Origin of the sequence: Kitasatospora setae KM-6054 (assembly GCF_000269985.1) — a bacterium.
GTDB lineage: Bacteria > Actinomycetota > Actinomycetes > Streptomycetales > Streptomycetaceae > Kitasatospora > Kitasatospora setae.
Window position 1 is genome coordinate 7,829,011 of the sequence record NC_016109.1, and the last position, 20,817, is coordinate 7,849,827.

Consider the following 20,817-nt stretch of genomic DNA (forward strand, 5'->3'; position numbering starts at 1 on the left):
CGGCTGCTGATCCGAGGTGGAGAAACAGTGCTGAAAAGCCCGCGTCCGCCCCTTCCGCTCCCTCCGCTCCCTCCGTCCTTCCCGACTCCGAACCGCCGGTCCCGCGCGGCCCGCACCGGCCTGGCGGTGGCCGTCAGTACCGCCCTGCTGCTGCTCGGCCTCGGCCAGGCGGCCCCGGTCGCCGCCGCCCCGGCCCCCGCCGCCGCCCCGGCCCCCGCCGCCGACGGCCAGGGCGCGGCCGCCGCCGGCTCCGCGCTGGTGAAGGGCGTGCAGAACACCACCCACCCCGGCGCCGCGACCGCCGAGCACGGCGACACCCTCAAGTGGACCGTCCAGTACCGCAACGGTTCGGCCACGGACGCCCCCGCGCCCGCCGCCGTCACCGACCCGATCAGCGGCGCCGGCACCGCGCAGACGTACGTCCCCGGCTCGCTGCAGGTGCCGCCCGGCTGGACGCCGTCCTGGTCGACCGACGGCAGCACCTTCCAGAGCACCGACCCCGGGACGGCGACCGTGGCCGTCCGGGCCGAGAACCCGGTCGCCCGGGCCGGCGGGACGCAGCTCTCCCCGCTGCTGCTCGCCCCCGTCCAGCCCACCGCGCAGGCCACCGGCGGCGACGGCTACACCCCCGTGCTGTACCGGACGCCCACCGGCGAGGTGCAGGCGTGGAGCATCTACCACCACGCCGCCCCCGCCACCGCCAAGGTGGTCTGCAGCAGCCTCACCACCGGCCAGCCCTGTACCGGCGGCCCCTGGCCGCGCCCGCTGAACGCCGCCGCCGGGCCCCTCGGCACCGGCAACACCGGCGACCTCGGCAGCCCGCTCACCTCCAAGTACGTCCTCGACCCGCAGCAGCCCAACCTGCTGTACTACCCGGCCTACACCCCCACCGGCGTCGGCGTCGGCTGCCTCGACCTGGCCGCCCACGCCAACTGCGGCTACACCGCGCTCGCCGCCAACGGCACCTCGCCCAGCGCCGCCAACAACCTCGCCGGACTCGTCAAGGTCGGCGACAACCTGTACGCCGCCGCCAGCACCGGACAGGTGCTCTGCCTCACCCTGCCCGCCCGCACCCCCTGCGCCGGACAGCCCTACGCCCCGGTCGTCGCCCCCAACCACGACCTGCCCAACACCCCCGGCGCGCTCTACCAGGGCGGCGTCACCGCCGTCGGCGACAAGGTGTTCGCCTCCTCCGCCCCGCAGGGCAGCGGCTCCAGCGCCCCCGGCGCGCCCGCCCTCGGCTGCTTCGACACCACCACCAACACCACCTGCGCCGGCTGGACCACCCCGCACACCGCCGGACCGAGCACCGCCTACTACACCTACGACGCCTTCACCTCGTACGACACCGCCGGACAGCCCAACGGCGCCTGCACCAGCACCGTCGGCGGCGCCAACGTCCTGACCACCTGCTACGCCGTCGACGGCTCCCCGCTCACCGCCCCCAGCACGCTCGCCGCCCTCAGCGGCAACACCCTCACCTTCGACCCCGAGACCGTCACCGCCGACACCGCCACCGGCACCCGCACCCGCAGCTACTTCCCCGCCTGGGGCGGCAGCGGCGGCAGCGGCGTCACCCTCTGCCACGACTGGACGGCCGCCGCCCCCTGCGCCGGCTTCCCGACCCCCGCCACCCACCCCAGCGCCAACGGCGGCGTCACCCGCGACTACGGCTACGCCTACGACAGCACCACCCGCTGCCTGATCGGCCTCGGCGACGCCGGCGTGCTGTTCTCCATGGACCCGGCCACCGCCGCCAGCCCCTGCCAGCACAGCGGCGCCACCGTCACCCTCAAGCCCACCGACTTCTACTGCGACGGCGCCACCGGCCACATCCAGGGCTACAGCCGGGCCCGGCTCACCGACATCGACCTCACCCACGTCGACCTGAACGCCTCCCGCGTCCTGGTCACCGACCCCGGCGGCGCGCCCGTCACCGTCCCGCCGCTCGCCGCCGACGGCACCGTCGACCTGACCGGCGTCGACCCCGCCGCGCACCCCGCGCTCACCGTCACCGCCCAGCTCGTGCTCACCAGCACCGGCGACTTCAGCACCACCAACCACCCCATGCTCGTGGTCGACTACCGGGGCGACGCGCCGCAGATCTGCTTCCGCACCACCGTCGCCGCCGCCTGCACCACCACCTCCGTCAGCAACACCGCGACCGGCACCGACAGCACCGGCGCGCTCACCTCCAACACCGTCACCACCGCCGTCGCCCCCGGCACCGGCTGCCAGCCCAAGATCACCGTCGAGAAGGAGATCTGCGGCTCCGCCCTCACCCGCGACTGCGCACCCGGCGGACCCGGCCCCTGGGCCAAGACCAGCCCCGTCGGCCTGCTCGGCCTGCTCGGCACCGCCCACTGGCGGATCACCGTCACCAACGCCGGCCCCGTCGACGCCGCCACCGTCACCGTCAACGACCCCACCACGCCCGCCTGCCAGCACGCCGCCGGCACGTTCGCGCTGGCCGCCGGCAGCAGCCGCCAGGTCTACTGCGACTCGCTGCTGCTCGCGCTGCCGCTGAAGAACACCGCGTCCGCCAGCTTCGTCGCCGCGAACGCGCCCGCCGGCACCGCCCCCACCACCACCGCGCCCTCCTCGGCGGTGGCCTGCTCGCTGCTGTGCATCCTCGCGGTGCCCGGCAAGGACTAGCGAACGGGGGCGGGAACGGGCCCCGGGGCGGCCGCGTGCCGGTTCCGCGCACCGGTTCCGCGCACCGGCTCCGCGCACCGGTTCTGCTGACAGCAGAGCGGAGCCGCACAGGCTGTCCCCGGGGCCCGGGGTGCCTAGGCTGGGGAGATGACAACTCCTCTGCCGGACGCACCCCAGGCCCGCGTCGTCCCGCTGCGCCCCGTGCCGTCGCACCCCGCGCCGCTGCGCCCCGTGCCGGGGCCGCAGGCGGAACCCGAGGCCCGGGAACCGCTGCTGCGGGACGTGGTCGGCGGGGTGCTGCGGCGCGAACGGCTCACCCAGGGGCGGACGTTGAAGGACGTCGCGGAGGCGGCCCGGATCTCGGTGCCGTACCTGTCCGAGCTGGAGCGCGGCCGCAAGGAAGCCTCCTCGGAGGTGCTCGCCGCCGCCGCCCGGGCACTCGGGCTCGGGCTCGGCGACGTGCTCTCGCTGGTGCAGGAGGAACTCGTCGAGGCCCACCGGCGCCGGGCCACGGCGGCCCGCCGGGCGAGCGCCACCGCCGGGCGCAGCGCCACCGCGCTGCGCACCGCTTCCGCCGCCGCCACCGCCTCCGCGGGCCGGTACGGCGGGCTCTGCCTGGCGGCCTGAGCCCGCCGCCGACCGCCGCGCGCCCTACAGCACGCGGTTGTTCAGGACCCGGTCGGCGAGGCCGTACGCCACGGCCTCGTCGGCCCCGAACACCTTCTCGCGGTCCATGTCGGCGCGCAGCGTCGCCACCGGGTGGCCGGTGTGGCGGGAGAGCACCTCCTCGACCTGGGCGCGGATCCGCAGCACCTCCTTCGCGGCCAGGCTCAGGTCGGAGACCGTCCCGCGCCGTCCGCCGCTGGCGGGCTGGCCGAGCAGCACCCGGGAGTGCCGCAGCACCGAGCGCCGCCCCGGGTCGCCGCCGGCCAGCAGCACGGCGGCGGTGGAGGCCGCCTGCCCGACGCAGTAGGTGGCGATCGGGCAGCGCACGAACGTCATCGCGTCGTAGATCGCCATCAGCGAGGTGAACGACCCGCCGGGCGAGTTGAGGTAGATCGCGATCTCCTCGTCCGGGCTCGCGGACTCCAGGTGCAGCAGCTGGGCGATCACCACGTTGGCGACGCCGTCGTCGATCTCGGTGCCGAGGAAGACGATCCGCTCGTTCAGCAGCCGGCTGAACACGTCGTACGAGCGCTCGCCCTGCGCGGTCCGCTCGATCACGTAGGGAATCGGGTAGGAGGCCATGTCACAGCCCCGCCCGTCGACGGGACGACGCCGAGCCGACCTCGGCGAGCGACTCCAGCACCCGGTCCACCATCCCGTACTCGCGGGCCTGTTCGGCGGTGAACCAGCGGTCCCGGTCGCCGTCCCGGGCGATCGTCTCCTCGCTCTGGCCGGTGTGCGCGGCGGTGATCCGCTCGATCGCGCGCTTGGTGTACTCCAGGTTCTCCGCCTGGATCTCGATGTCGGACGCGGTGCCGCCGATGCCCGCCGACGGCTGGTGCATCATGATCCGCGCGTTCGGCAGCGCGAACCGCTTGCCCGGCGCGCCCACCGTCAGCAGGAACTGCCCCATGCTGGCCGCGAACCCCATCGCCAGCGTCGACACGTCGTTCGGGATCAGCCGCATCGTGTCGTAGATCGCCAGCCCCGCCGTGACCGAACCGCCCGGGCTGTTGATGTACAGGCTGATGTCGGTGCGCGGGTCCTCCGCCGAGAGCAGCAGCAACTGCGCGCACACCCGGTTCGCCGACACGTCGTCGACCTGGGTGCCGAGCAGCACGATCCGGCGGGCCAGCAGCAGCGCCGCCAGGTGGTCGTCGAACGGGCCGGACGCGGTGTCGCCGTCCTCCGCCCGCGGGCGGAGCGTACTGAGTGGAGTCATCGGTTCTCCCGGAAGTGCAAGTGACGGACAGTCGGTCACTCCACTGTTGCCCGCCGCCACCCGTCGCCGGACGTTTCTCTGCCCGCCGCAGATTCGCTGCGGGCAGAGAAACGTCCGGGGACGGGGCGTCCGGCGGCACGGTGAACGCCGGACGGGGTGAGGGCCGTTCAGGTTCACGGGACGGTGACGACGGGAGCCGCCGGGAGACGGGGAAGGCGGTCGGTGCGGGTGAGGGCGGCAGGGGGCCGGGCGAGGACTGGCATGCTGGTGCGCATGGACGGGGAAGCGGAGATCCGGGCGTTGATCGGATCGTGGCTGGCGGCGGAGGACGGCGTTCCGGACGGGCCCTGCGCGGCTCCGGACGCGGACGGGAAGGCCCTGGCGACCGCGGGGTCCGGGGTACCGGAGTCCGCGGCCCGGGAGGTGGCGGCGGTGGCGCGACGGCTCGCGCTGGGCGGGCCGGACGAGGGAGGAGCGGGGGAACTGCTGGAGGCGTCGGCCGGGTTGCGCGGGGTCGCCCGGGCGCTGGTGGTCGACGAGCATCCGTCGGCGGGGCGGTGGACGCGGGCGGAGCGGGACGAGGTGGCGCGCTGGGTCGCGTTGCTGATGCACCGCTTCGGTGAGGGCGGGGTGCAGCTACTGCTGGCCGAACTGTCGCTCCGCTGAGGCGGATCGGCGCGGGGGAGGGGGCGGGGGTGGGCAGCGGGGCCGGCTCGGGGGAGAGGACCTCGTCGACCGCCGCCCGCAGGGCCCGGCCCGGGCGGACGCCCAACTCCTCGGACAGCCGGTGGCGGGTGCGGTGGTAGGCGGCGAGGGCGTCGGCCGGGCGGCCGGAGCGGTGCAGGCAGCGCACCAGCAGGGCGGCCAGCGGCTCGTACAGCGGGTCGGCGGCGGCCGCCCGGTCGAGCGCGGAGACGGCCTCCGGGGCGCGGTCCAGGCGCAGCAGGTGCCCGGCCCAGCGCTCCAGGGCCCGGGTGCGGTCCCGGGCGAGCCGGTCGGTCAGGACGCGGCGCAGCTCGGTGTCCGGCAGGTCGGCGAGGGCGGAGCCGCCGTGCCACAGCGCGAGCGCCTCGTCCAGCAGGGCCACGGCGTCCGCGTCGTTGGTAGGCGTGGTGGCGCGGGCGGTGAGGTGGTCGAAGCGGAGGGCGTCGATCTGGTCGGCGGGCCCGTCGAGCCGGTAGCCGGGTGTCCGGGTCAGCAGGGTGAACGGGGTGCCGGTGAGCAGCTTGCGCAGGGCGGCGATGTGCCCCTGGAGCGCGGCCCGGGACTGGGCGGGGGCCGCGTCGCCCCACAGCAGTTCGGACAGCCGCGCGACCGGGACGACCCGTCCCAGTTCGAGCGCCAGCAGCGCCAGGACGCCCGACCGCTTGGGGCCGCCGGGCGGGGTCAGGCGGCCGTCGGCGGTCCGCAGCTCGACGGGCCCCAGCAGGCGTATGAGCACGGATTCCCCCAGGTGGATGCGGGTTGGCTAGGTGTTCCGTCCACGATGTCCACGATTCGGCGGCAGTCTGCCACACGCGGTTGACCGGCCCTTGACCTCGGGAGGTCGCGGTTTCGGGCGGTTATTCGTGTGTTTGTCGGAGATTGGAGGTCTGATGAATCGATGATCGGATGCTGTGTCGACCATGTCGTAGTTCAGCATTCAAGTGATGGTCGGTCGAAATTCGCTGACCGATCGTCAGCTGTTCGCGGTGGCGGCCGGTTCGGCGCGGCTGGTTCGGTGCGGTCGGTTCGGTGCGGTCGGTTCGGTGCGGTCGGTGAACCCGGGAGGGCGGCCGGCCCGTCGAGCAGGGTGCGGGTCGAACGCGCCCGCCCCCTCCGGGAGCGGCGGGTGCGGAACGGCTCGGGAGGTCTCGCGTGGACGTGCTGCGGATGGGCGGAGCATGGCGCATCACCGTGACCGGTACGGACCCCGCCCCCGCCCCCGAACAGCGGGTGGTGGCCCGCACCCCCTACGGCACCTGGACGCTCCCCGCCCGGATCGGCGCCCGCCTCGACGTCCCCGCCGCCCGCGACTGGGAGCTGACCCTGGAACACCGCGCCCCCGAGGGCAGTTGGCGCCGCCACGACGGACTCCTGCGTGAACCGGGCGCGGCCCGGGCGCCCCGGGGCGGCCTCGCCGTCCGGCTGGAGTGCCTGGACGAGCGGGCGGCCCAGGACGCGATGGGGATGAAGGCGAGGGCGGGGGCGGGGGCGGAGACGGTGCCGACCTCGGCGGCGGGGCTTGGTGGCGCCGGGCGGACGGTGGCGGGTGGCGGTGAGGGCCGGGGCGTCGCCGTCGGTGGGTGGGAGGTGCCGCCGGTGCCGGAGGGGTGGGAGCAGGTTCCGGTGCCGGAGTCCGAGCTGGGCCCCGGGGAGGTGCGGGCGATCCGGCCCAAGCGCGACGGCGCGGTCCGGGCGGAGTGGGCCGCGCCGCTGCGGCGGGTGACGGCCGTCCGGCGCCCGCCGCAGCGGCCGGAGGCGGACGGGCGGGTGACCGGTGAGCGGGTGGTACCGGCGGTCTGGGGGCTCGGGGAGGACGCTCCGGCCGCCCCCGGGGACCGCCGGCCGGACCCGGCGGCCCCCGCCGCGCGCCGTACCGAGCGGGACGTGCCGGTGGCGGGCGTCCCGGTGGCGGACGGGGCGGTGGCGGACGGGGCGGGGACCGACGGGACGGGCGCGGGGGAGGTGCGGGCGGCGCGGGCGGACGGCGGGGCGGGCGGACGGTAGCGGGTGCGGCCCCGGGGCGGCCGCCGGGTGCTGTCCGGGGCCGCCGCCGGGTCCGGGCGGGGCGGGCGGTGTCAGGTCGCGGCGGGCTCCGGGAGCGGCGCGACTCCCGGGGTGAGGTGGAAGCGCTCCGGGCGGTCGACCGTCCGGCGGTCGGCCGGGTCGATCCGGGCCCGCCGGTCGAGCCAGGCCCGCAGGCGGGTGAGGGCGGCCCGGTCGCGTGCGGCCGGATCGGCGCCTTCGGGATCGGTCGACTCGCGCAGCAGCACCCGGCTCGGCACGTCGTCGCCGTCGCTGTCGTTCGGGAGGACGGCGAGCACGGTGAAGGACGTGCCCGGCGCGAAGACCACCTGCGGCTCGTCCGTTCCGGCGGCGAAGGCGGCGGTGCGTCGACCGGTGGCCGACCAGACGACGAACTCGACCGGCGTGTACGGCAGTTCGGCGACCGTCGCGGACAGTCCGGTGACCGGCCCGGGTTCCACCAGCACCCGTCCGACCGCGTACTCGGCCAGCAGCGCCACCGGATCCGTCCCGCCCGGCGCCCCCAGCAGGACCGCGCCGTGGTGGCTCGGCAGCCGCCGCAGCCCCGATCCCAGGCAGCGCAGGAACGGCGCCAGCTCCGGATCGCCGCCCCGCGCCGCCGCGACCAGCCCTGCCCGGTCGGCCGGTACGCCGGTGTCGCCGTGGTGCATCAGGACGGCCGCCAGGTCCGGCTTGATGTCGTCCCGGGCCGTCGACCGCAGCGCCGGCAACCTGGTCGAGACCTGCTCCACCCGTCCCGCGCAGCGGTGGTAGTACTCGCCGAGCAGCGCCCGGACGGCGTCCCGGTCCGCCGCGTCGCTGGTGGCGGGCGGGACGGGGACCTCCTCCGGGCGGAAGCGGTGGTAGCGGAGGGCGGTGGGCACCGGCCGGGCCGACGGCTCGTCGGGGTGGGTGGGGAGGGGAGGGGCCTGCTCGTGTTCGGGTTCGGCTGCGGGTTCGTCGGTGGGTTCGGCTGCGGAGGCAGGCTCGGGGACGGGGACGGGGACGGGTCGGGGTGTCGGGGCGGGTGCGGGTTCCGGTTCGGACGGGGGCCAGGTGGCGGTGGCGGCGGCGGTGGCCGGTGCGGGGGTGGCCGTGGTGGTGGTGTCCGGGCCGCCGCTGGTGGCGAGCCGGGTGGGCGGGGTGAGGGCCGGGGCCGGGAACGGCTGCGGCGACACGGGCGTGGGCGTGGGTGCGGTTTCGACGGCCGGGGCGAGGGACTCCGTCGCGGTCGGGGCGGACACCGGCTGGGCGGCCAGGGGCTGGGCCGACAGCGGTTGGGGTGGCGGTGCGGGGGTGGCGGCCGGGGAGCCGTACCAGACCGGGGCGGGGGCGGGCGGGGCGGTGGTGGGCTGTTCGGGGCCGAGCCAGTCGAGGTCGTGCAGGCGGGCGACGAAGCGGGCGACCGGCACGGTGTCCGGTTCGAGCAGGCCGTGGACGAGCAGGCCGAACCCCTCCGAACCGGTGGTCGGCAGCCGGTCCAGCAGGTTGCCCAGTTCCTCGAAGACGTCGGCGGCCACCGGCCGGTCGCGTTCGCCGACGATCAGCAGCGGCCGGGCCGGTTCCGGGCGGCGGAAGCGCGGGGTGAGCACGTGTGGCGGCTCCGGCCGCAGCCACAGGCCCGCCGGGACGGCCTCCAGCGCCCAGTACGGGAACGCCTCGAAGACGGCCGGCCCGTCGGTGCGCCAGTCCGCGGGCCCCTTGCGCCACGCCCAGGGCGCGGTCGGCCGGCCGGGCGCCGCTTTCAGCCGCAGCAGGTACGGCTCCCAGTGGGCCTGCCCGCGGGCGTCCAGGATCCGGGAGGTCGGCCCGTCCGGCCCCAGCACCGGCAGCCCGATCGCGGCCTGCACGGGGCGGGCCAGCCGGCCGGCCAGCGTGCCCGTCAGCGCGGCGAGTTCGTCCGGCGCGGCCCACGGGGCGCTCACCAGCAGCCGGGCGGGGTCGACGGGCAGGGCGGTGACGGTGTCCGCGAAGTCCTCGGGGAGCAGCACCGGGCAGGCCGGCGTCCCGACCACCAGCACCGTGGTGCCGGGCGGCGCGGCGGCCAGCCCCAGGCCCGGCAGCGGTTCGCGGGGCGGGGCCGCGGCGTGCGTCAGCCAGTAGCCGGCGGGCAGCCGGCGCACCTCGACGGGTGCGGGCGGCCGGGCAGGCACCGGCGCGAACGCACTGCCAGCGGCCGGGGTGATCGCCGGGGGCGGGGCCATCGCGCTGCGGGCCGCCCGGCGGGCCCGGCGGGGGGCGGCGCCCGGGGCGCAGTACCACCAGGAGACGGGGGCGGACGAACCCTCCGGGGCGACCACGTCCAGTTCGCCGTCGGGGGAGATCTCGACCAGGCCGTCCGGCGCGATCACCGGCAACTCGGCACGCTCCGCGACCACTTCGGCCGGCCGCCGCCCGTTCGGTGCGAGCGCGGCCAGCCCCGACGCCGCCAGCACCAGCGTCGACACGCCGCGGGCCCGGGCCAGCAGCCCCAGGTCGGCCATCCGGTCGCGCAGCACCGCCGCCGAGTCGGGGGCCGCCGCGACGACGATCAGGCTCCCCGGCAGCGGCTGCAACCCCCGTACCGCAGCGGCTAGTTCGGACGCGTCGGCACCGGCCGGGGCGATCACGAAATGCTCCCCGACCGCCCGCAGCTCGGACCGCGCCGCCACCACCGCGCCGGCCCCGCCCCCGCTCCCGGGGGGTAGCGCGGCCGCCGCCCCCCGTCGCCGCCCCGGGCGGTGGCGGGAGGCGGCGGGGGGCTCGGCTGCGCCGGCGGCCCGGCCGGGACGGGAGAGGCTCATCAACGGGGGATACGGCCACGAGGGGGTGACCGGTTCAACGGGCCCGCCGGGCGCGGAGGGGCGGGGCCCGGTGCGGGTGGGCCGCGCGGTCGTTCGGCGGGCCGGGTGCCGGAGGCTCTCGACGGCGCGGGCGAACCCCTCCACCCCGTGGCCCGCGTCCGCCCGCCGCTGTCCGGGGCATTCCCGGATGCCCCGGACAGCGGCGGGCGTTCGGCCGTACCGTGGGCATCCGTGGGCATGCGCGACGGCCGTGAAGGGGTGGGTGGGGTGTCGGTGGCGATCGACGTCGAGCGGGTCCGTCGGGAGACGGCAGGGGTCGCGCGGGTGGTGCATCTCAACAACGCGGGGTCGGCCCTCCCGCCGCGTCCGGTGGTCGAGGCGGTGATCGGGCACCTGCGGCTGGAGGAGCAGATCGGCGGGTACGAGGCGGCGGCCGCGCAGGCCGGGCCGATCGAGCACGTCTACGACGCGCTGGCCCGGCTGCTCGGTGCCGGACGGGACGACATCGCGGTGGTGGAGAACGCCACCCGCGCCTGGGACATGGCGTTCTACTCGCTGCCGTGGGCCGAGGGCGACCGCATCCTGACCGCCCGCGCCGAGTACGCCAGCAACGCCGTCGCCTTCCTGCAGACCGCCCGCCGCCACGGCGTGCGCGTCGACGTCGTGCCGGACGACGCCGACGGCCAGCTCGACGTCGACGCCCTGCGCGCGATGGTCGACGAGCGGGTCAAGCTCATCGCGGTGACGCACGTGCCGACCCAGGGCGGGCTGGTCAACCCGGCCGCCGAGATCGGGAAGGTCGCCCGGCAGGCCGGGATCGTCTACCTGCTGGACGCCTGCCAGTCCGTCGGCCAACTGCCGCTCGACGTCGGCGAGATCGGCTGCGACCTGCTCAGCGGGACCGGCCGCAAGTTCCTGCGCGCCCCGCGCGGCACCGGCTTCCTGTACTGCTCGCCGCGGATCCGCGCACGGTTGGAGCCGCCGTTCCTGGACCTGCACGCGGCCGCCTGGACCTCGGCCGACGGCTACCGGGTCCGGGACGACGCCCGCCGGTTCGAGAACTGGGAGACCTACTACGCCGGCAAGATCGGCCTCGGCACCGCCGTGGACTACGCCCTCGACCTCGGCCTGGAGGCCATCGAGGAACGGGTGACCGCGCTGGCCGCCACCCTGCGCGCGCGGCTGCGGGCACTCCCCGGCGTGCGGGTCCACGACCGGGGCGCCCGCCAGTGCGGCATCGTGACCTTCACCGTCGAGGGCCACGACAGCCGGGACGTCGCCCGGCTCCTCGGGAGTCGCGGGATCAACGTCTCGGTCGCCCTCGCCGACCACGCGCGCTGGGACTTCGAACCCCGCTCGCTCGCTTCGGTGGTCCGGGCCTCGGTGCACTACTACAACACGGACGACGAGATCGACCGGCTGATCGACGCCCTCCCGGTGCCCGCCGCCCGGGCCTGAGCGGCCGAGGGCCCGCTCTCCCGGGTCCCCGGGTCGAAAGGCCGGCGGGCCGGCGGGTCGGCGGGTCGGCAGGCCGGCGGGTCGGCGGGCCGACAGGTCAGGAGGCCGTCGGCTGGGGGCTCAGCGGGTGCTCGGACAGCTTCTCCTCCGCCCGCTTGAGGAGTTCGGCGGCCTTCTTCCGTGCCGCGGCCTCCGCCTTGTCGAGCGCGCCCGGGTAGTCGGCGGCGAGGCCGGGGCCGGCGCCGTAGTCGACGTCGACGGCGAGGTTCAGGTTGCCGTCGCAGACGGCGGACTGGAAGGTCAGTCGGTCGACCGGGGTGGTGGCGGAGTCGGTGCGCGGGTGCCGGACGGACGACTGGTAGCCCTGTTGGCCGAGGCCGCCGCCGTCGTTCGGCGTGAACGTCCGGGTCTCGGTCGGCTTGGGGCCGTCGAGCGGGGACTTCGCCACGTCGGCCGAGACCTCCAGCCAGTGGCAGCCGCGGGCCGCCTCGAAGACCGTCGCGTCGATGACCACCCGCCAGTCCCCGTCCGCCGAGGAGGCGTCGTAGCTGCAGCTGAGGGTCTTGGACGGATCGGTCTCGATGCCCTCGCTGGTCACCGGTATGGAGCCGGTCAGCTGCCCCGGCAGGCCGGGGTCGCCCACCGCCGCGCAGAGGTCGTCGATCACGCGGTACCGGCCGGCCTGCCGCGGCTGCCCGGCGTCGCCGGGGGTGCTCGGGCCGGGGCTGCCGGTGGCAGCGCTCCCGCCGCCGCCACCGCTGCAGGCGGTGGTCGACAGCAGGGCGGCGGCCAGCAGGGCGGCCGCGGTGGTGCGGTGGGTTCGGTTTCGACTCGTCACGGCGCCAGGGTAGTGCGGGGGTCGGACACGGTCGCCGGGTTCGCCTCGAACGGTGACGGTTCGTCAGTTGTTTCTCGACGTACGGCTGGTGGCGCGGTCAGGACGGCGTCGAGCAGGTGGGGGAAACGGGCGTCGAGTTCGGTGCGGCGGAGGGTGACCAGGCGGGTCCTTCCGCTGGTGCGGGTGGAGGTGATGCCCGCTTCGCGCAGGATCCGCCAGTGGTTGGAGAGGGTCGAGCGCGGGACGGCCAGGCCCTCGGGGCTGCAGGTGGTCTCGCCGTCGGCGGCCAGCAGGCGCAGCAGTTGCAGGCGTACGGGGTCGCCGAGGGCGTGCAGCACGGTCGCCAGGTCGAAGTCCTGGGGGTGGGGCTGGGGCAGGGTGCGCACGGGCTTCCTCCTCCTCGGGGTCGGCGTCTAGTATGGCGCCCGGTTCAACGATTCGGGAAAGTCGAATCGATCATGGAGGGGTGGACGTGAAGGTACTGGCCACACTGGCCCGGCTGTACGTGGACGACCTGGACCGGGCGCTGCCCGCCCTGCGCGACCTGACCGGCCGGGAGGTCGGCAAGCGCTTCGGGTACGGCGACGTGGAGGTGGCGGGCATCGGCGGCTTCCTGCTGGTCGCGGGCACCGAGGAGGCCCTCGCCCCGTTCCGGGACGTCCAGAGCACCGTGCTCGTCGACGACCTGGACGGGCTGCGGGCGCTGCTGGACGCGCGCGGCGGCGAGATCGTCTCGGGCCCGAACCGGGTGCCGACCGGCCGCAACGCCGTCGTGCGGCACCCGGGGGGCGTCGTCATCGAGTACGTCGAGCACACCGCCTAGCCGCACGCCGGGCCCCGGGCTGGTGTGGTCTAGGGCTCCGGCTCGGGCTCCGGTTCCGGCAGGTGGGCGGTCTGGAGTTGGACGGTGCGGCGGCGGGTGATGTGCAGGGCGCGGCCGGGCGGGAGTTGGCGGGGTTTGACGCTGCCGAAGAGGGTGCCCTCGCTGGGCGGGCAGGAGAGCAGGGTGACGGGGGTGTTGACGTCCTGGAGGCGGCGGAGCAGGGCGTCGTTGTAGGCGCGGCCGATGCCGTTGGCGGAGCGGGCGACGATCAGGTGCAGGCCGAGTTCGGTGCCCTGGGCGAGGTGGTCGAGGACCGGGGCGAAGGGGTGGGCGGCGCCGGGCTGGGTGGGGACGAGGTCGTAGTCGTCGACCAGCACGAACAGTTCGGGGCCGGTCCACCAGTCGCGCAGCCGCAGCCGGGCGGGGCTGATCTCCTCGCCGGGGAGCCGGGCGGTCATCGCGCGGGCGGCGCCGGTGACGACCTGTTTGAGGACGTCGAGGGCGACGGCGTAGCCGAGGCGGTACTCCTCGGGGACGCTCTCGTACAGGCCGCGCCGGAAGTCGACCAGCATGATGCGGGCCTCGGCGGGGGTGTAGGCGGTGGTGATGGCGGAGACCAGCAGGCGCAGCAGGTTGGTCTTGCCGCTCTCGCTGTCGCCGACCACGAGCAGGTGCGGGGACTCCTCGAAGTCGTGCCAGAGCGGGGCGATGGTGCTGCCCTCCAGGCCGAGCGGGACGCGCAACCGGCCTTCGGGGGAGGGGAGTTCCGCGGCGTCGAGGAGGGCGGGCAGCATCCGGACGTGCGGGGCGCGCGGGCCGGTCCAGTGTTCGTCGACGGCGTCGATCAGGTCGGCGACGCCGTCGGTGAGGGTCTCGCTGTCGCCGAGGCCGTCGATCCGGGGCAGTGCGGCGAGGAAGTGGTGCCGGTCGGCGGTCAGGCCGCGGCCGGGGACCCGCGGGACGGTCTGCGCGGCCCGCATGTTGATCGCGGAGTCGATCGGGTCGCCGAGGCGCAGTTCGAAGCGGGTGCCCAGCTGGTCGCGCAGGCCGCTCGGCACGTCGTTCCAGCGGGCGGCCGAAAGCACCAGGTGGACGCCGTAGTTGAGGCCGCGGCCGGCGATCAGGGCGAGCGCGGGCAGCAGCGCGGTGAACTCCTCGCGGACGGTGTTCCAGCCGTCGATGACCAGGAACACGTCGCCGTGCCGCTCCTCGCCGAGTGCCGGGTCGGCGGCGGCCCGGCGGCGCCGGAACGCGGCCGCCGAGTCGATGTTCCGCTGGGCGAAGAGCAGTTCGCGGCGGGTGATGACGTCGGCGACCTCGGCGACGGTGCGCTGCACCCGTTCGGGCTCGTGCCGCCCGGCGACCCCGCCGACGTGCGGCAGGTCGCGCAGCCCGGAGAGCGTGCCGCCGCCGAAGTCCAGGCAGTAGAACTGGACTTCGCGCGGGCTGTGGGTGAGCGCCAGCCCGGCCACCAGGGTCCGCAGCAGGGTGCTCTTGCCGCTCTGCGGCCCGCCCGCGACGCCGACGTGGCCGCCGGCCGCGGACAGGTCGGCGGTGAGCAGCTCGCGCTGCTGCTGGAACGGCCGGTCCACCACGCCGACCGGCACGGTCAGCGCCCCGACGGCCGGGCGCCCGTCCGGGGCCAGCCCGTACCCGGGGACGGGGGCCAGCGGCGGCAGCAGCTCGTCCAGGGTCGGCGGGGTCTCCAGCGGGGGCAGCCAGACCCGGTGGGCGGGCGGCCCGGCGTCGCGCAGCCGCTCGGCGGCGAGTTCGAGCAGCGTGGTGTCCGGCTCGTCCTCCGGTACGGGGGCGGGGAGTTCGGGCGCGGTGCGGCGCGGCGCCACGTAGTCGGTGCCGTACGGGACGATCTGCCCGGCCGCCGCGGCCTGCCGGGCCGCGCCGCGCCGGCGCCGGTACGGGCCGGAGACGTACGCGGACTTGAACCTGGTCAGGGTGGCGGTGTCGCTGCGCAGGATGCCGTTGCCGGGCTGCGAGGGCAGCTGGTAGGCGTCCGGGACGCCGAGCACGCCGCGGCTCTCCATCGCGGAGAAGGTGCGCAGGCCGATCCGGTACGACAGGTGCGACTCCAGGGCGTGCATCCGGCCCTCGTCCAGGCGCTGCGAGGCGAGCAGCAGGTGCACGCCGAGCGAGCGGCCGAGCCGGCCGATCATGATGAACAGGTCCATGAAGTCCCGGTGCGCGGACAGCAGTTCGCTGAACTCGTCGACCACCACGAACAGGGTCGGCAGCGGGTCCAGCGGGGTGCCGGCCGCCCGGGCGTTCTCGTAGTCCAGCAGCGAGCTGTAGGTGCCGGCCGCGCGCAGCAGCTCCTGGCGGCGGTTCAGCTCGCCGTGCAGGGCGTCGCGCATCCGGTCGACCAGGGCCGCCTCGTCCGCCAGGTTGGTGATCACCGCGGAGGTGTGCGGCAGCTCGTCCAGGCCGAGGAAGGTCGCGCCGCCCTTGAAGTCGACCAGCACGAAGTTCAGCGTCTCCGAGGAGTGGGTCAGCGCCAGCGCCAGCACCAGGGTGCGCAGCAGCTCGGACTTGCCGGAGCCGGTCGCGCCGATCAGCATGCCGTGCGGGCCCATGCCGCCCTGTGCCGACTCCTTCAGGTCCAGCTCCACCGGGGTGCCGTCCGCGCCGACGCCGATCGGCACCCGCAGCCGCCCGCCCGGCGGCCGGACCGCCCAGCGCGCCGCCACGTCGTGCCGGTACAGGTCGTTGACGTCCAGCAGCGCCGTCAGGTCGAAGTCGGTGCTCAGCGGCTCGGCCGCGTCCAGCGCGTCGCCCAGCCGGTACGGTGCCAGCGCGGTGGCGAACCGGGCGGCCGCCGGGCCGGACAGCGCGTCCGGGCGGCCGAGCACCGTCGAGGTGTCCTGCCGGTTGCGGTCGGCGCTCACCAACGCCAGCTCGTCGCCGTCGAGTCGCAGCCGCAGCCGGTGCGGGGCGGACTGCCACTCCAGCGCCCCGGCCAGGTCGATCAGCACCGCGTTGCGGTACCCCGCCAGCGCCGCCCGGCTGCCCGCCGGCAGCGCCACCCCGTCCAGCACGATCACCGTGAACGGCTCGTCCCGGCCCGGCTGGGTGTCCGGCTCGTACGGCGGGCGGTCGGTGAACTCCGGGCCCAGCAGCTGCTCCAGCTCCAGCAGCGAGTCCGCGACCAGCCGCACCGGGCCCGCGCCGTCGGTGTCCACCGGGTGCAGCGCGTGCGGCAGCCACTTCAGCCACGACCACTCGGTGCGCAGCTCCGGCGCCACCGCCGCCGCGATCCGCAACTCGTCCGGAGCGTGGAAGAACGCCAGCTGGGCCAGCATCGCCCGGACCAACTCCCGTGGCGGCCGCGCCCGTTCGTCCTCCGGCGCGGAGCGCACCAGCACGTGCGCGTACCCCCGCACGTGCACCGCGATCGGCTGGTCCGCGACCGAGCCGTACGCGTGGATGAACCGGCGCAGCGCGTGCGCGCACAGCGGCTCCAGGTCCTCCACCGGCTGCGTCGACAGCGGCGCCAGCCGCACCGCCAACCGCTGCGCGCCGACCGCGATCCGCACGTCCCCGAAGTCCGGGTGCGCCGCCCGCCGCTCCCACAGCCGCGAGGACCGCACCATCGACCCCAGCGCCCCCGGCGCCGGGTGCCGCCACGCCAGCGCCTCCCGCTGACCCGCCACGTGCCGCCGCACCTGCCGGCGCATCTGCGCCAGGTACCGCAGGTAGTCCCGCCGCTCGGACCGCAACTGCCGCTTGCGGTCGCCCGCGCCCCGGACCAGCTGCGTCACCAGCATGCCGACCGCCGACAGCCCCATCATGCCCATCGCCACGTACGTCAGCGGGCCGTTCGCCGACTGCGGGTTCAGGAAGATCATCACCATCGAGAGCGAGCTCAGCGCCATCGGCGCCATCGCGATCACGTTGCCCATGCCGCTCTGCTGCTCCGGGAGCACCGGCGGCTCCTGCAACTGCAACTCGCCGTCCGGCATCGCCGGCCCGGGACGCCGGGGCGGACGGTCGACCAGGACCACGCTCAACGGGGAACTCCATCGCGAAGGGATCGGCAGAGGGACCGGCAGAGGGATCGCCGGGGGCGGACGGGGCCCGGCCCACCCAGGCGTACGGGCCGCGGCCCCTCCGCGGTTCAGCTGAACCGTCCGCGGGGTGCCGCCCGTACGCCTGGGTGGCGGAACGCACGGCACGAGAGGGGCGCGGACAGCGATGAGCGGTGGCACGGCGGCGACCGGACTGGTCCGGCTGAGGTTCCGGGCCCCCGAGGCCGCGTTCGAACTCGCCCTCCCCGGCGACGTCGTCCTCGCCGACCTGCTGCCCGCCGTCCTCGGCTGGGCCGGGCCCGGCGTCCAGGAGGACGGCGGCGACCACTCCGGCTGGGTCCTGCAACGGATCGGCGGCGCCCCCCTCGACGAGGAGCGCACCCTGGACGCCCTCGGCCTGCGCGACGGCGAGGAGCTCCACCTCCGCCCCGGCCAGGCCCCGCTGCCCGAAGTCCACTTCGACGACCTGGTCGACGGCGTCCGCACCGGCACCCTCGCCCGCGGCGACTCCTGGCGCCCCGCCGCCACCCGCCGCCTCGCCCTCGCCCTCGCCCTCACCGCCCTCGGCTGCGGCCTGCTGCTGCTCGCCCTCCCCGGCCCCGCCGCCCCCCGCTGCGCCGCCGCCGCCCTCACCGCCCTCGCCCTGCTGGCCGGCGCCCGCGCCCTCACCCGGCAGCTCGGCGACCCCGGCACCGGCACCGCGCTCGCCGTCGCCGGCGTCGCCCACGCCGCCGCGGCCGCCGCCCTGCTGCCCGGCGTCACCGGCCCCGCCCGGCTGCTGGCCGGCGCGTCCGCCGCCACCGGGGCCACCGTCCTCGCCCTCGCCCTCACCGGCGCCGGAGCCGTCTGCACCGGACTCCTCGCCGCCGCCGTCCTCGCCTGCGGCGCCGGCGCCCTCACCGCCCGCGGCGTCCCCGCCACCCACGCCGCCGCCGTCACCGCCGCCACCGCCGTGCTGTTCGGCGCGTTCGCGCCCGCGCTCGCCTTCCGGCTCTCCGGACTGCGCCTGCCCGCGCTGCCCCGCAACGCCGACGAACTCCAGCAGGACATCGAACCCTTCCCCGCCGACGACGTCCTCGCCCGCAGCCTGGTCGCCGACAGCTACCTGGCCGGCCTCTTCCTCGCCGTCGGCGCGGTCTGCGCCACCGCCCTCACCCTGCTCGCCACCGCCCGCGACACCGGCTGGGCCGTCCCCGCCACCGCCGCCGACCTCTCCGTGCTGCTGCTCCTGCACGCCCGCGACATCGGCGGCCTGCGCCAGCGCCTCGCCCTGCTGCTCCCCGGCGCCCTCGGCCTCGCCCTGCTCGCCCTCCGCGCCGCCGCGCACACCGACCCGGCCGGCCGCCTCCCGCTGTACGCCCTGCTCACCGCCGCCGCCACCGCCCTCGTCCTCACCGCCCGCACCGTCCCCGGCCGCCGCCTCCTCCCGTACTGGGGCCGGGCCGGCGACCTCCTGCACACCCTCACCGCCCTCGCCCTGCTGCCGCTCGCCCTCCAGGTCCTCGGCTTCTACGGCGCGATGCGCGGGCTCGCCGGCTGAGCGCCGCCGCAGGAGCGCCGCTCTGACCGTCCGCCCGTCCCCTTCGCCACCGACCCCCAGGAGGTACCCGTCATGCAATCCCGACGCGACCAGGTGCAGGCCCACCTGTTCGTGATGGGCCGGGTCGCCGCCGGCGTGCTGCGGGCCGAGCCGGACGCGCCGGACACCCCGGTCGGGCGGACCAACCGGGGGGCGGTGCTCGGGCTGGCCGTCGCGCTGGTGATCGGCGCGGGGGCCGGCGTCTACGGGATGGTCAAGCCGGGCGGGGCGACCGGGTGGAAGAAACCCGGGACGCTGGTGGTGGTGAAGGAGACCGGCGCCCGCTACCTGTACGCCGGCGACCTGCTGCACCCCGTGCTGAACGAGGCCAGCGCCCGACTGCTGGCGGGCGGACAGCTGACGGTCGTCCAGGTCGCCGCCCACTCGCTGGACGGCACCGGCCGGGGCACCCCGGTCGGCATCGTCGGCGCGCCGGACGGACTGCCCGCCCCGGCCGACGTCGGCCCGGCCGACTGGCTGGTGTGCAGCGTGCAGACGGCGGCCGCGGGCCAGGGGAGCGGTACGGGCGCGGCGAAGGCCGCCCCGCAGCTGTCGGTCAGCGTCGGCACCCGGCAGCCCGGCCGGGACGCGGGGGAGCAGGCCGTCCTGGTCGCCGCCCCCGACGGCGCCCAGCACCTGCTCTGGCACGGCCGCCGGTACGCGCTCGGCGGCGCCGCGCGCGCCCTCGGCTACCCGGCCGCCGACCCCGTCCCGGTCCCCGCCGCGTTCCTCGGCGCGTTCCCGGCCGGCCCCGACCTGCGCGCCCCCGAGGTGCCGGGACGGGGCGGGGCCGGACCGGCGCTGGCCGGGCAGCCGACCCGGATCGGGCAGCTGTTCGCCGGCACCGGCACCGAGCGCTACCTGCTGACCCAGGGCGGCCTCGTCCCGCTGACCGAGACCCAACTCGCCCTGCTCCAGGGCGATCCGCGCACCCAGCAGGACGCCTACGGCGGCGGCCGGGTCGCCCTCGCCCCGGTCGGCGCCGCCGACCTCGCCGCGCACTCCGCGCCCGCCGCCGGCCCCTTCGACCCGGCCGGCCTGCCCGACCGCCCCCCGGCGCTGCTGCGCCCCGCCGCCGACCGGGCGCTGTGCGCGGCGCTGCACCCCGGCACCGGCACCGGACCGGACGAGGGCGCGCTGACGCTCACCGTGCCGGACGCCGTCGCGGTGCTCGGCCTGCCGCCCGCGTCGCAGCCGGGCGTGCTGCCGTCCTGCGCGCCCGCCGACCGGATCGCGGTGCGGCCCGGCGCGGGCGCGCTGGTGCGGGCGCTGTCCGGCGGCGGCTACGGCTCGACGCTGTACCTGGTCACCGACGGCGGCGTGAAGTACCCGCTGGCCTCGGCCGCCGCCGCCGAGCGCCTCGGCTACGGCAAGGCCGCGCCCGCCGCCGTCCCCGGCCGGGTGCTGTCGCTGCTGCCGACCGGCCCCAGCCTGGACCCGGCCGCGCTGGCGGCGGCCGGCGTCGTCCCGCCGGCGGCCGCGGCGGAGGGCCGCTGCACCCGGTGAACCGCCGGGCGGGGAAGCCCCGTTCACCCTGGCGGGCCGTGTCCGAGCACGGCCCCGCGACACGCCTCGCCGTCCGTTCCCGGCCGGCGCCACGCGAGGAGGGACAGCGCACGTGAGCACGCCCACGTTCAAGAACACCGATGCCGCGATCGACCAGGCGATCGGCTGGGTGCAGGGCCAGTACCAGACGATGGAACACATCCGGCAGCACATCGACGGCATCACCGACGCCGTCCGGGACAGCTTCAAGGGCGCGGCCAGCGCGGTCTACCAGAGCAAGATGGCGGAGTGGGCCGCCGAGTACGCCAACGTCACCCGGGCCTACCAGGAATTCGAGGACAAACTGGCCGCCGGCAAGAGCCAGTTGGGCAACGCGGGCGACCACACGGTGAAGCTCGCCTACGGCATGGGCGGTGGCGGCGGCACGCTGCCCGGCTACATCGAGGGCGTGCTCAACCCGCAGTAGCAGCCGCCCCGGCACCCCGCACCCCCGTACCCCCGTACGCCCGCACTCCCGCAC

General features: G+C 76.5%; 15 protein-coding genes and 1 pseudogene. 9 read left to right on the forward strand and 7 right to left on the reverse strand.

Translation table 11 applies throughout. The features are described from left to right. Nucleotides 1-126: 126 nt before the first annotated feature. Together KSE_RS43725 and KSE_RS34395 are read left to right on the forward strand one after the other, a co-directional pair. Nucleotides 127-2,655, forward strand: a complete 2,529-nt coding sequence (locus KSE_RS43725) for a DUF7617 domain-containing protein (RefSeq protein ID WP_014140004.1) — start codon at nt 127-129, stop codon at nt 2,653-2,655. A gap of 147 nt (nt 2,656-2,802) precedes the next feature. Next, nucleotides 2,803-3,282 (forward strand): helix-turn-helix domain-containing protein, encoded by a 480-nt coding sequence (locus KSE_RS34395; protein WP_014140005.1) that lies wholly within the window; start codon nt 2,803-2,805, stop codon nt 3,280-3,282. Between the two features lie 24 nt (nt 3,283-3,306). Here KSE_RS34395 and KSE_RS34400 read toward each other — a convergent pair whose 3' ends face one another. Continuing rightward, nucleotides 3,307-3,903, reverse strand: coding sequence for a ClpP family protease (locus KSE_RS34400; protein ID WP_014140006.1), 597 nt, complete (start codon nt 3,901-3,903; stop codon nt 3,307-3,309). Nucleotide 3,904: 1 nt separating this feature from the next. Further along, nucleotides 3,905-4,543 carry a ClpP family protease gene (locus KSE_RS34405; protein ID WP_014140008.1) on the reverse strand — a complete coding sequence of 213 codons (639 nt, stop codon included), beginning with the start codon at nt 4,541-4,543 and terminating at the stop codon, nt 3,905-3,907. A 273-nt stretch (nt 4,544-4,816) separates the two neighbouring features. Here KSE_RS34405 and KSE_RS34410 point away from each other — a divergent pair, with 273 nt between their 5' ends. Then, nucleotides 4,817-5,209 (forward strand): hypothetical protein, encoded by a 393-nt coding sequence (locus tag KSE_RS34410; protein ID WP_157850079.1) that lies wholly within the window; start codon nt 4,817-4,819, stop codon nt 5,207-5,209. A 67-nt stretch (nt 5,210-5,276) separates the two neighbouring features. Here KSE_RS34410 and KSE_RS46410 read toward each other — a convergent pair. Further along, nucleotides 5,277-5,984 (reverse strand): annotated as a pseudogene (locus KSE_RS46410) (AfsR/SARP family transcriptional regulator); the annotation flags it as partial. Nucleotides 5,985-6,400: 416 nt separating this feature from the next. On the opposite strand from KSE_RS46410, the gene KSE_RS43145 reads away from it, so the two are divergent. Further along, entirely contained in the window at nt 6,401-7,252 is an 852-nt protein-coding gene (locus KSE_RS43145; RefSeq protein WP_014140009.1) for a hypothetical protein, read from the forward strand. A gap of 71 nt (nt 7,253-7,323) precedes the next feature. Here KSE_RS43145 and KSE_RS46055 read toward each other — a convergent pair whose 3' ends face one another. Next, nucleotides 7,324-9,825 (reverse strand): hypothetical protein, encoded by a 2,502-nt coding sequence (locus tag KSE_RS46055; RefSeq protein WP_033259316.1) that lies wholly within the window; start codon nt 9,823-9,825, stop codon nt 7,324-7,326. Nucleotides 9,826-10,377: 552 nt separating this feature from the next. Between KSE_RS46055 and KSE_RS34430 the strand changes: the two genes are divergently transcribed. Next, entirely contained in the window at nt 10,378-11,511 is a 1,134-nt protein-coding gene (locus KSE_RS34430) for an aminotransferase class V-fold PLP-dependent enzyme (RefSeq protein WP_231873262.1), read from the forward strand. Between the two features lie 97 nt (nt 11,512-11,608). On the opposite strand, the gene KSE_RS34435 is transcribed toward KSE_RS34430, so the two are convergent. Together KSE_RS34435 and KSE_RS34440 are read right to left on the reverse strand one after the other, a co-directional pair. Further along, entirely contained in the window at nt 11,609-12,349 is a 741-nt protein-coding gene (locus tag KSE_RS34435) for a hypothetical protein (RefSeq protein ID WP_014140012.1), read from the reverse strand. Continuing rightward, complete coding sequence (locus KSE_RS34440) at nt 12,346-12,735, reverse strand: ArsR/SmtB family transcription factor (protein WP_014140013.1); 390 nt, start codon at nt 12,733-12,735, stop codon at nt 12,346-12,348. Before KSE_RS34440 ends, KSE_RS34435 begins: the two co-directional genes overlap by 4 nt. Nucleotides 12,736-12,815: 80 nt before the next feature. On the opposite strand from KSE_RS34440, the gene KSE_RS34445 reads away from it, so the two are divergent. Then, nucleotides 12,816-13,172, forward strand: coding sequence for a VOC family protein (locus KSE_RS34445; protein WP_231873263.1), 357 nt, complete (start codon nt 12,816-12,818; stop codon nt 13,170-13,172). A 29-nt stretch (nt 13,173-13,201) separates the two neighbouring features. Here the strand turns inward: KSE_RS34445 and eccCa are convergent, their stop codons facing one another. Beyond that, nucleotides 13,202-17,146 carry a type VII secretion protein EccCa gene (gene eccCa / locus KSE_RS34450; protein ID WP_014140015.1) on the reverse strand — a complete coding sequence of 1,315 codons (3,945 nt, stop codon included), beginning with the start codon at nt 17,144-17,146 and terminating at the stop codon, nt 13,202-13,204. Nucleotides 17,147-17,378: 232 nt separating this feature from the next. Here eccCa and eccD point away from each other — a divergent pair, with 232 nt between their 5' ends. From eccD to KSE_RS34465, 3 genes are all read left to right on the forward strand, one after another. Beyond that, entirely contained in the window at nt 17,379-18,752 is a 1,374-nt protein-coding gene (gene eccD / locus KSE_RS34455; RefSeq protein ID WP_014140016.1) for a type VII secretion integral membrane protein EccD, read from the forward strand. Nucleotides 18,753-18,824: 72 nt separating this feature from the next. After that, nucleotides 18,825-20,297, forward strand: coding sequence for a type VII secretion protein EccB (gene eccB / locus KSE_RS34460; RefSeq protein ID WP_014140017.1), 1,473 nt, complete (start codon nt 18,825-18,827; stop codon nt 20,295-20,297). A gap of 112 nt (nt 20,298-20,409) precedes the next feature. Beyond that, nucleotides 20,410-20,763 carry a WXG100 family type VII secretion target gene (locus tag KSE_RS34465; protein ID WP_014140018.1) on the forward strand — a complete coding sequence of 118 codons (354 nt, stop codon included), beginning with the start codon at nt 20,410-20,412 and terminating at the stop codon, nt 20,761-20,763. Nucleotides 20,764-20,817: the final 54 nt, after the last annotated feature.

What these genes read in the sequence shown, in the direction of transcription:
- KSE_RS34405 (WP_014140008.1), bottom strand. Translation starts at nt 4,543, where the DNA reads ATGACTCCACTCAGTACGCTCCGCCCGCGGGCGGAGGACGGCGACACC.
- KSE_RS34400 (WP_014140006.1), bottom strand. Translation starts at nt 3,903, where the DNA reads ATGGCCTCCTACCCGATTCCCTACGTGATCGAGCGGACCGCGCAGGGC.
- eccCa (WP_014140015.1), bottom strand. Translation starts at nt 17,146, where the DNA reads ATGCCGGACGGCGAGTTGCAGTTGCAGGAGCCGCCGGTGCTCCCGGAG.
- KSE_RS34410 (WP_157850079.1), top strand. Translation starts at nt 4,817, where the DNA reads ATGGACGGGGAAGCGGAGATCCGGGCGTTGATCGGATCGTGGCTGGCG.
- KSE_RS34395 (WP_014140005.1), top strand. Translation starts at nt 2,803, where the DNA reads ATGACAACTCCTCTGCCGGACGCACCCCAGGCCCGCGTCGTCCCGCTG.
- eccB (WP_014140017.1), top strand. Translation starts at nt 18,825, where the DNA reads ATGCAATCCCGACGCGACCAGGTGCAGGCCCACCTGTTCGTGATGGGC.
- eccD (WP_014140016.1), top strand. Translation starts at nt 17,379, where the DNA reads ATGAGCGGTGGCACGGCGGCGACCGGACTGGTCCGGCTGAGGTTCCGG.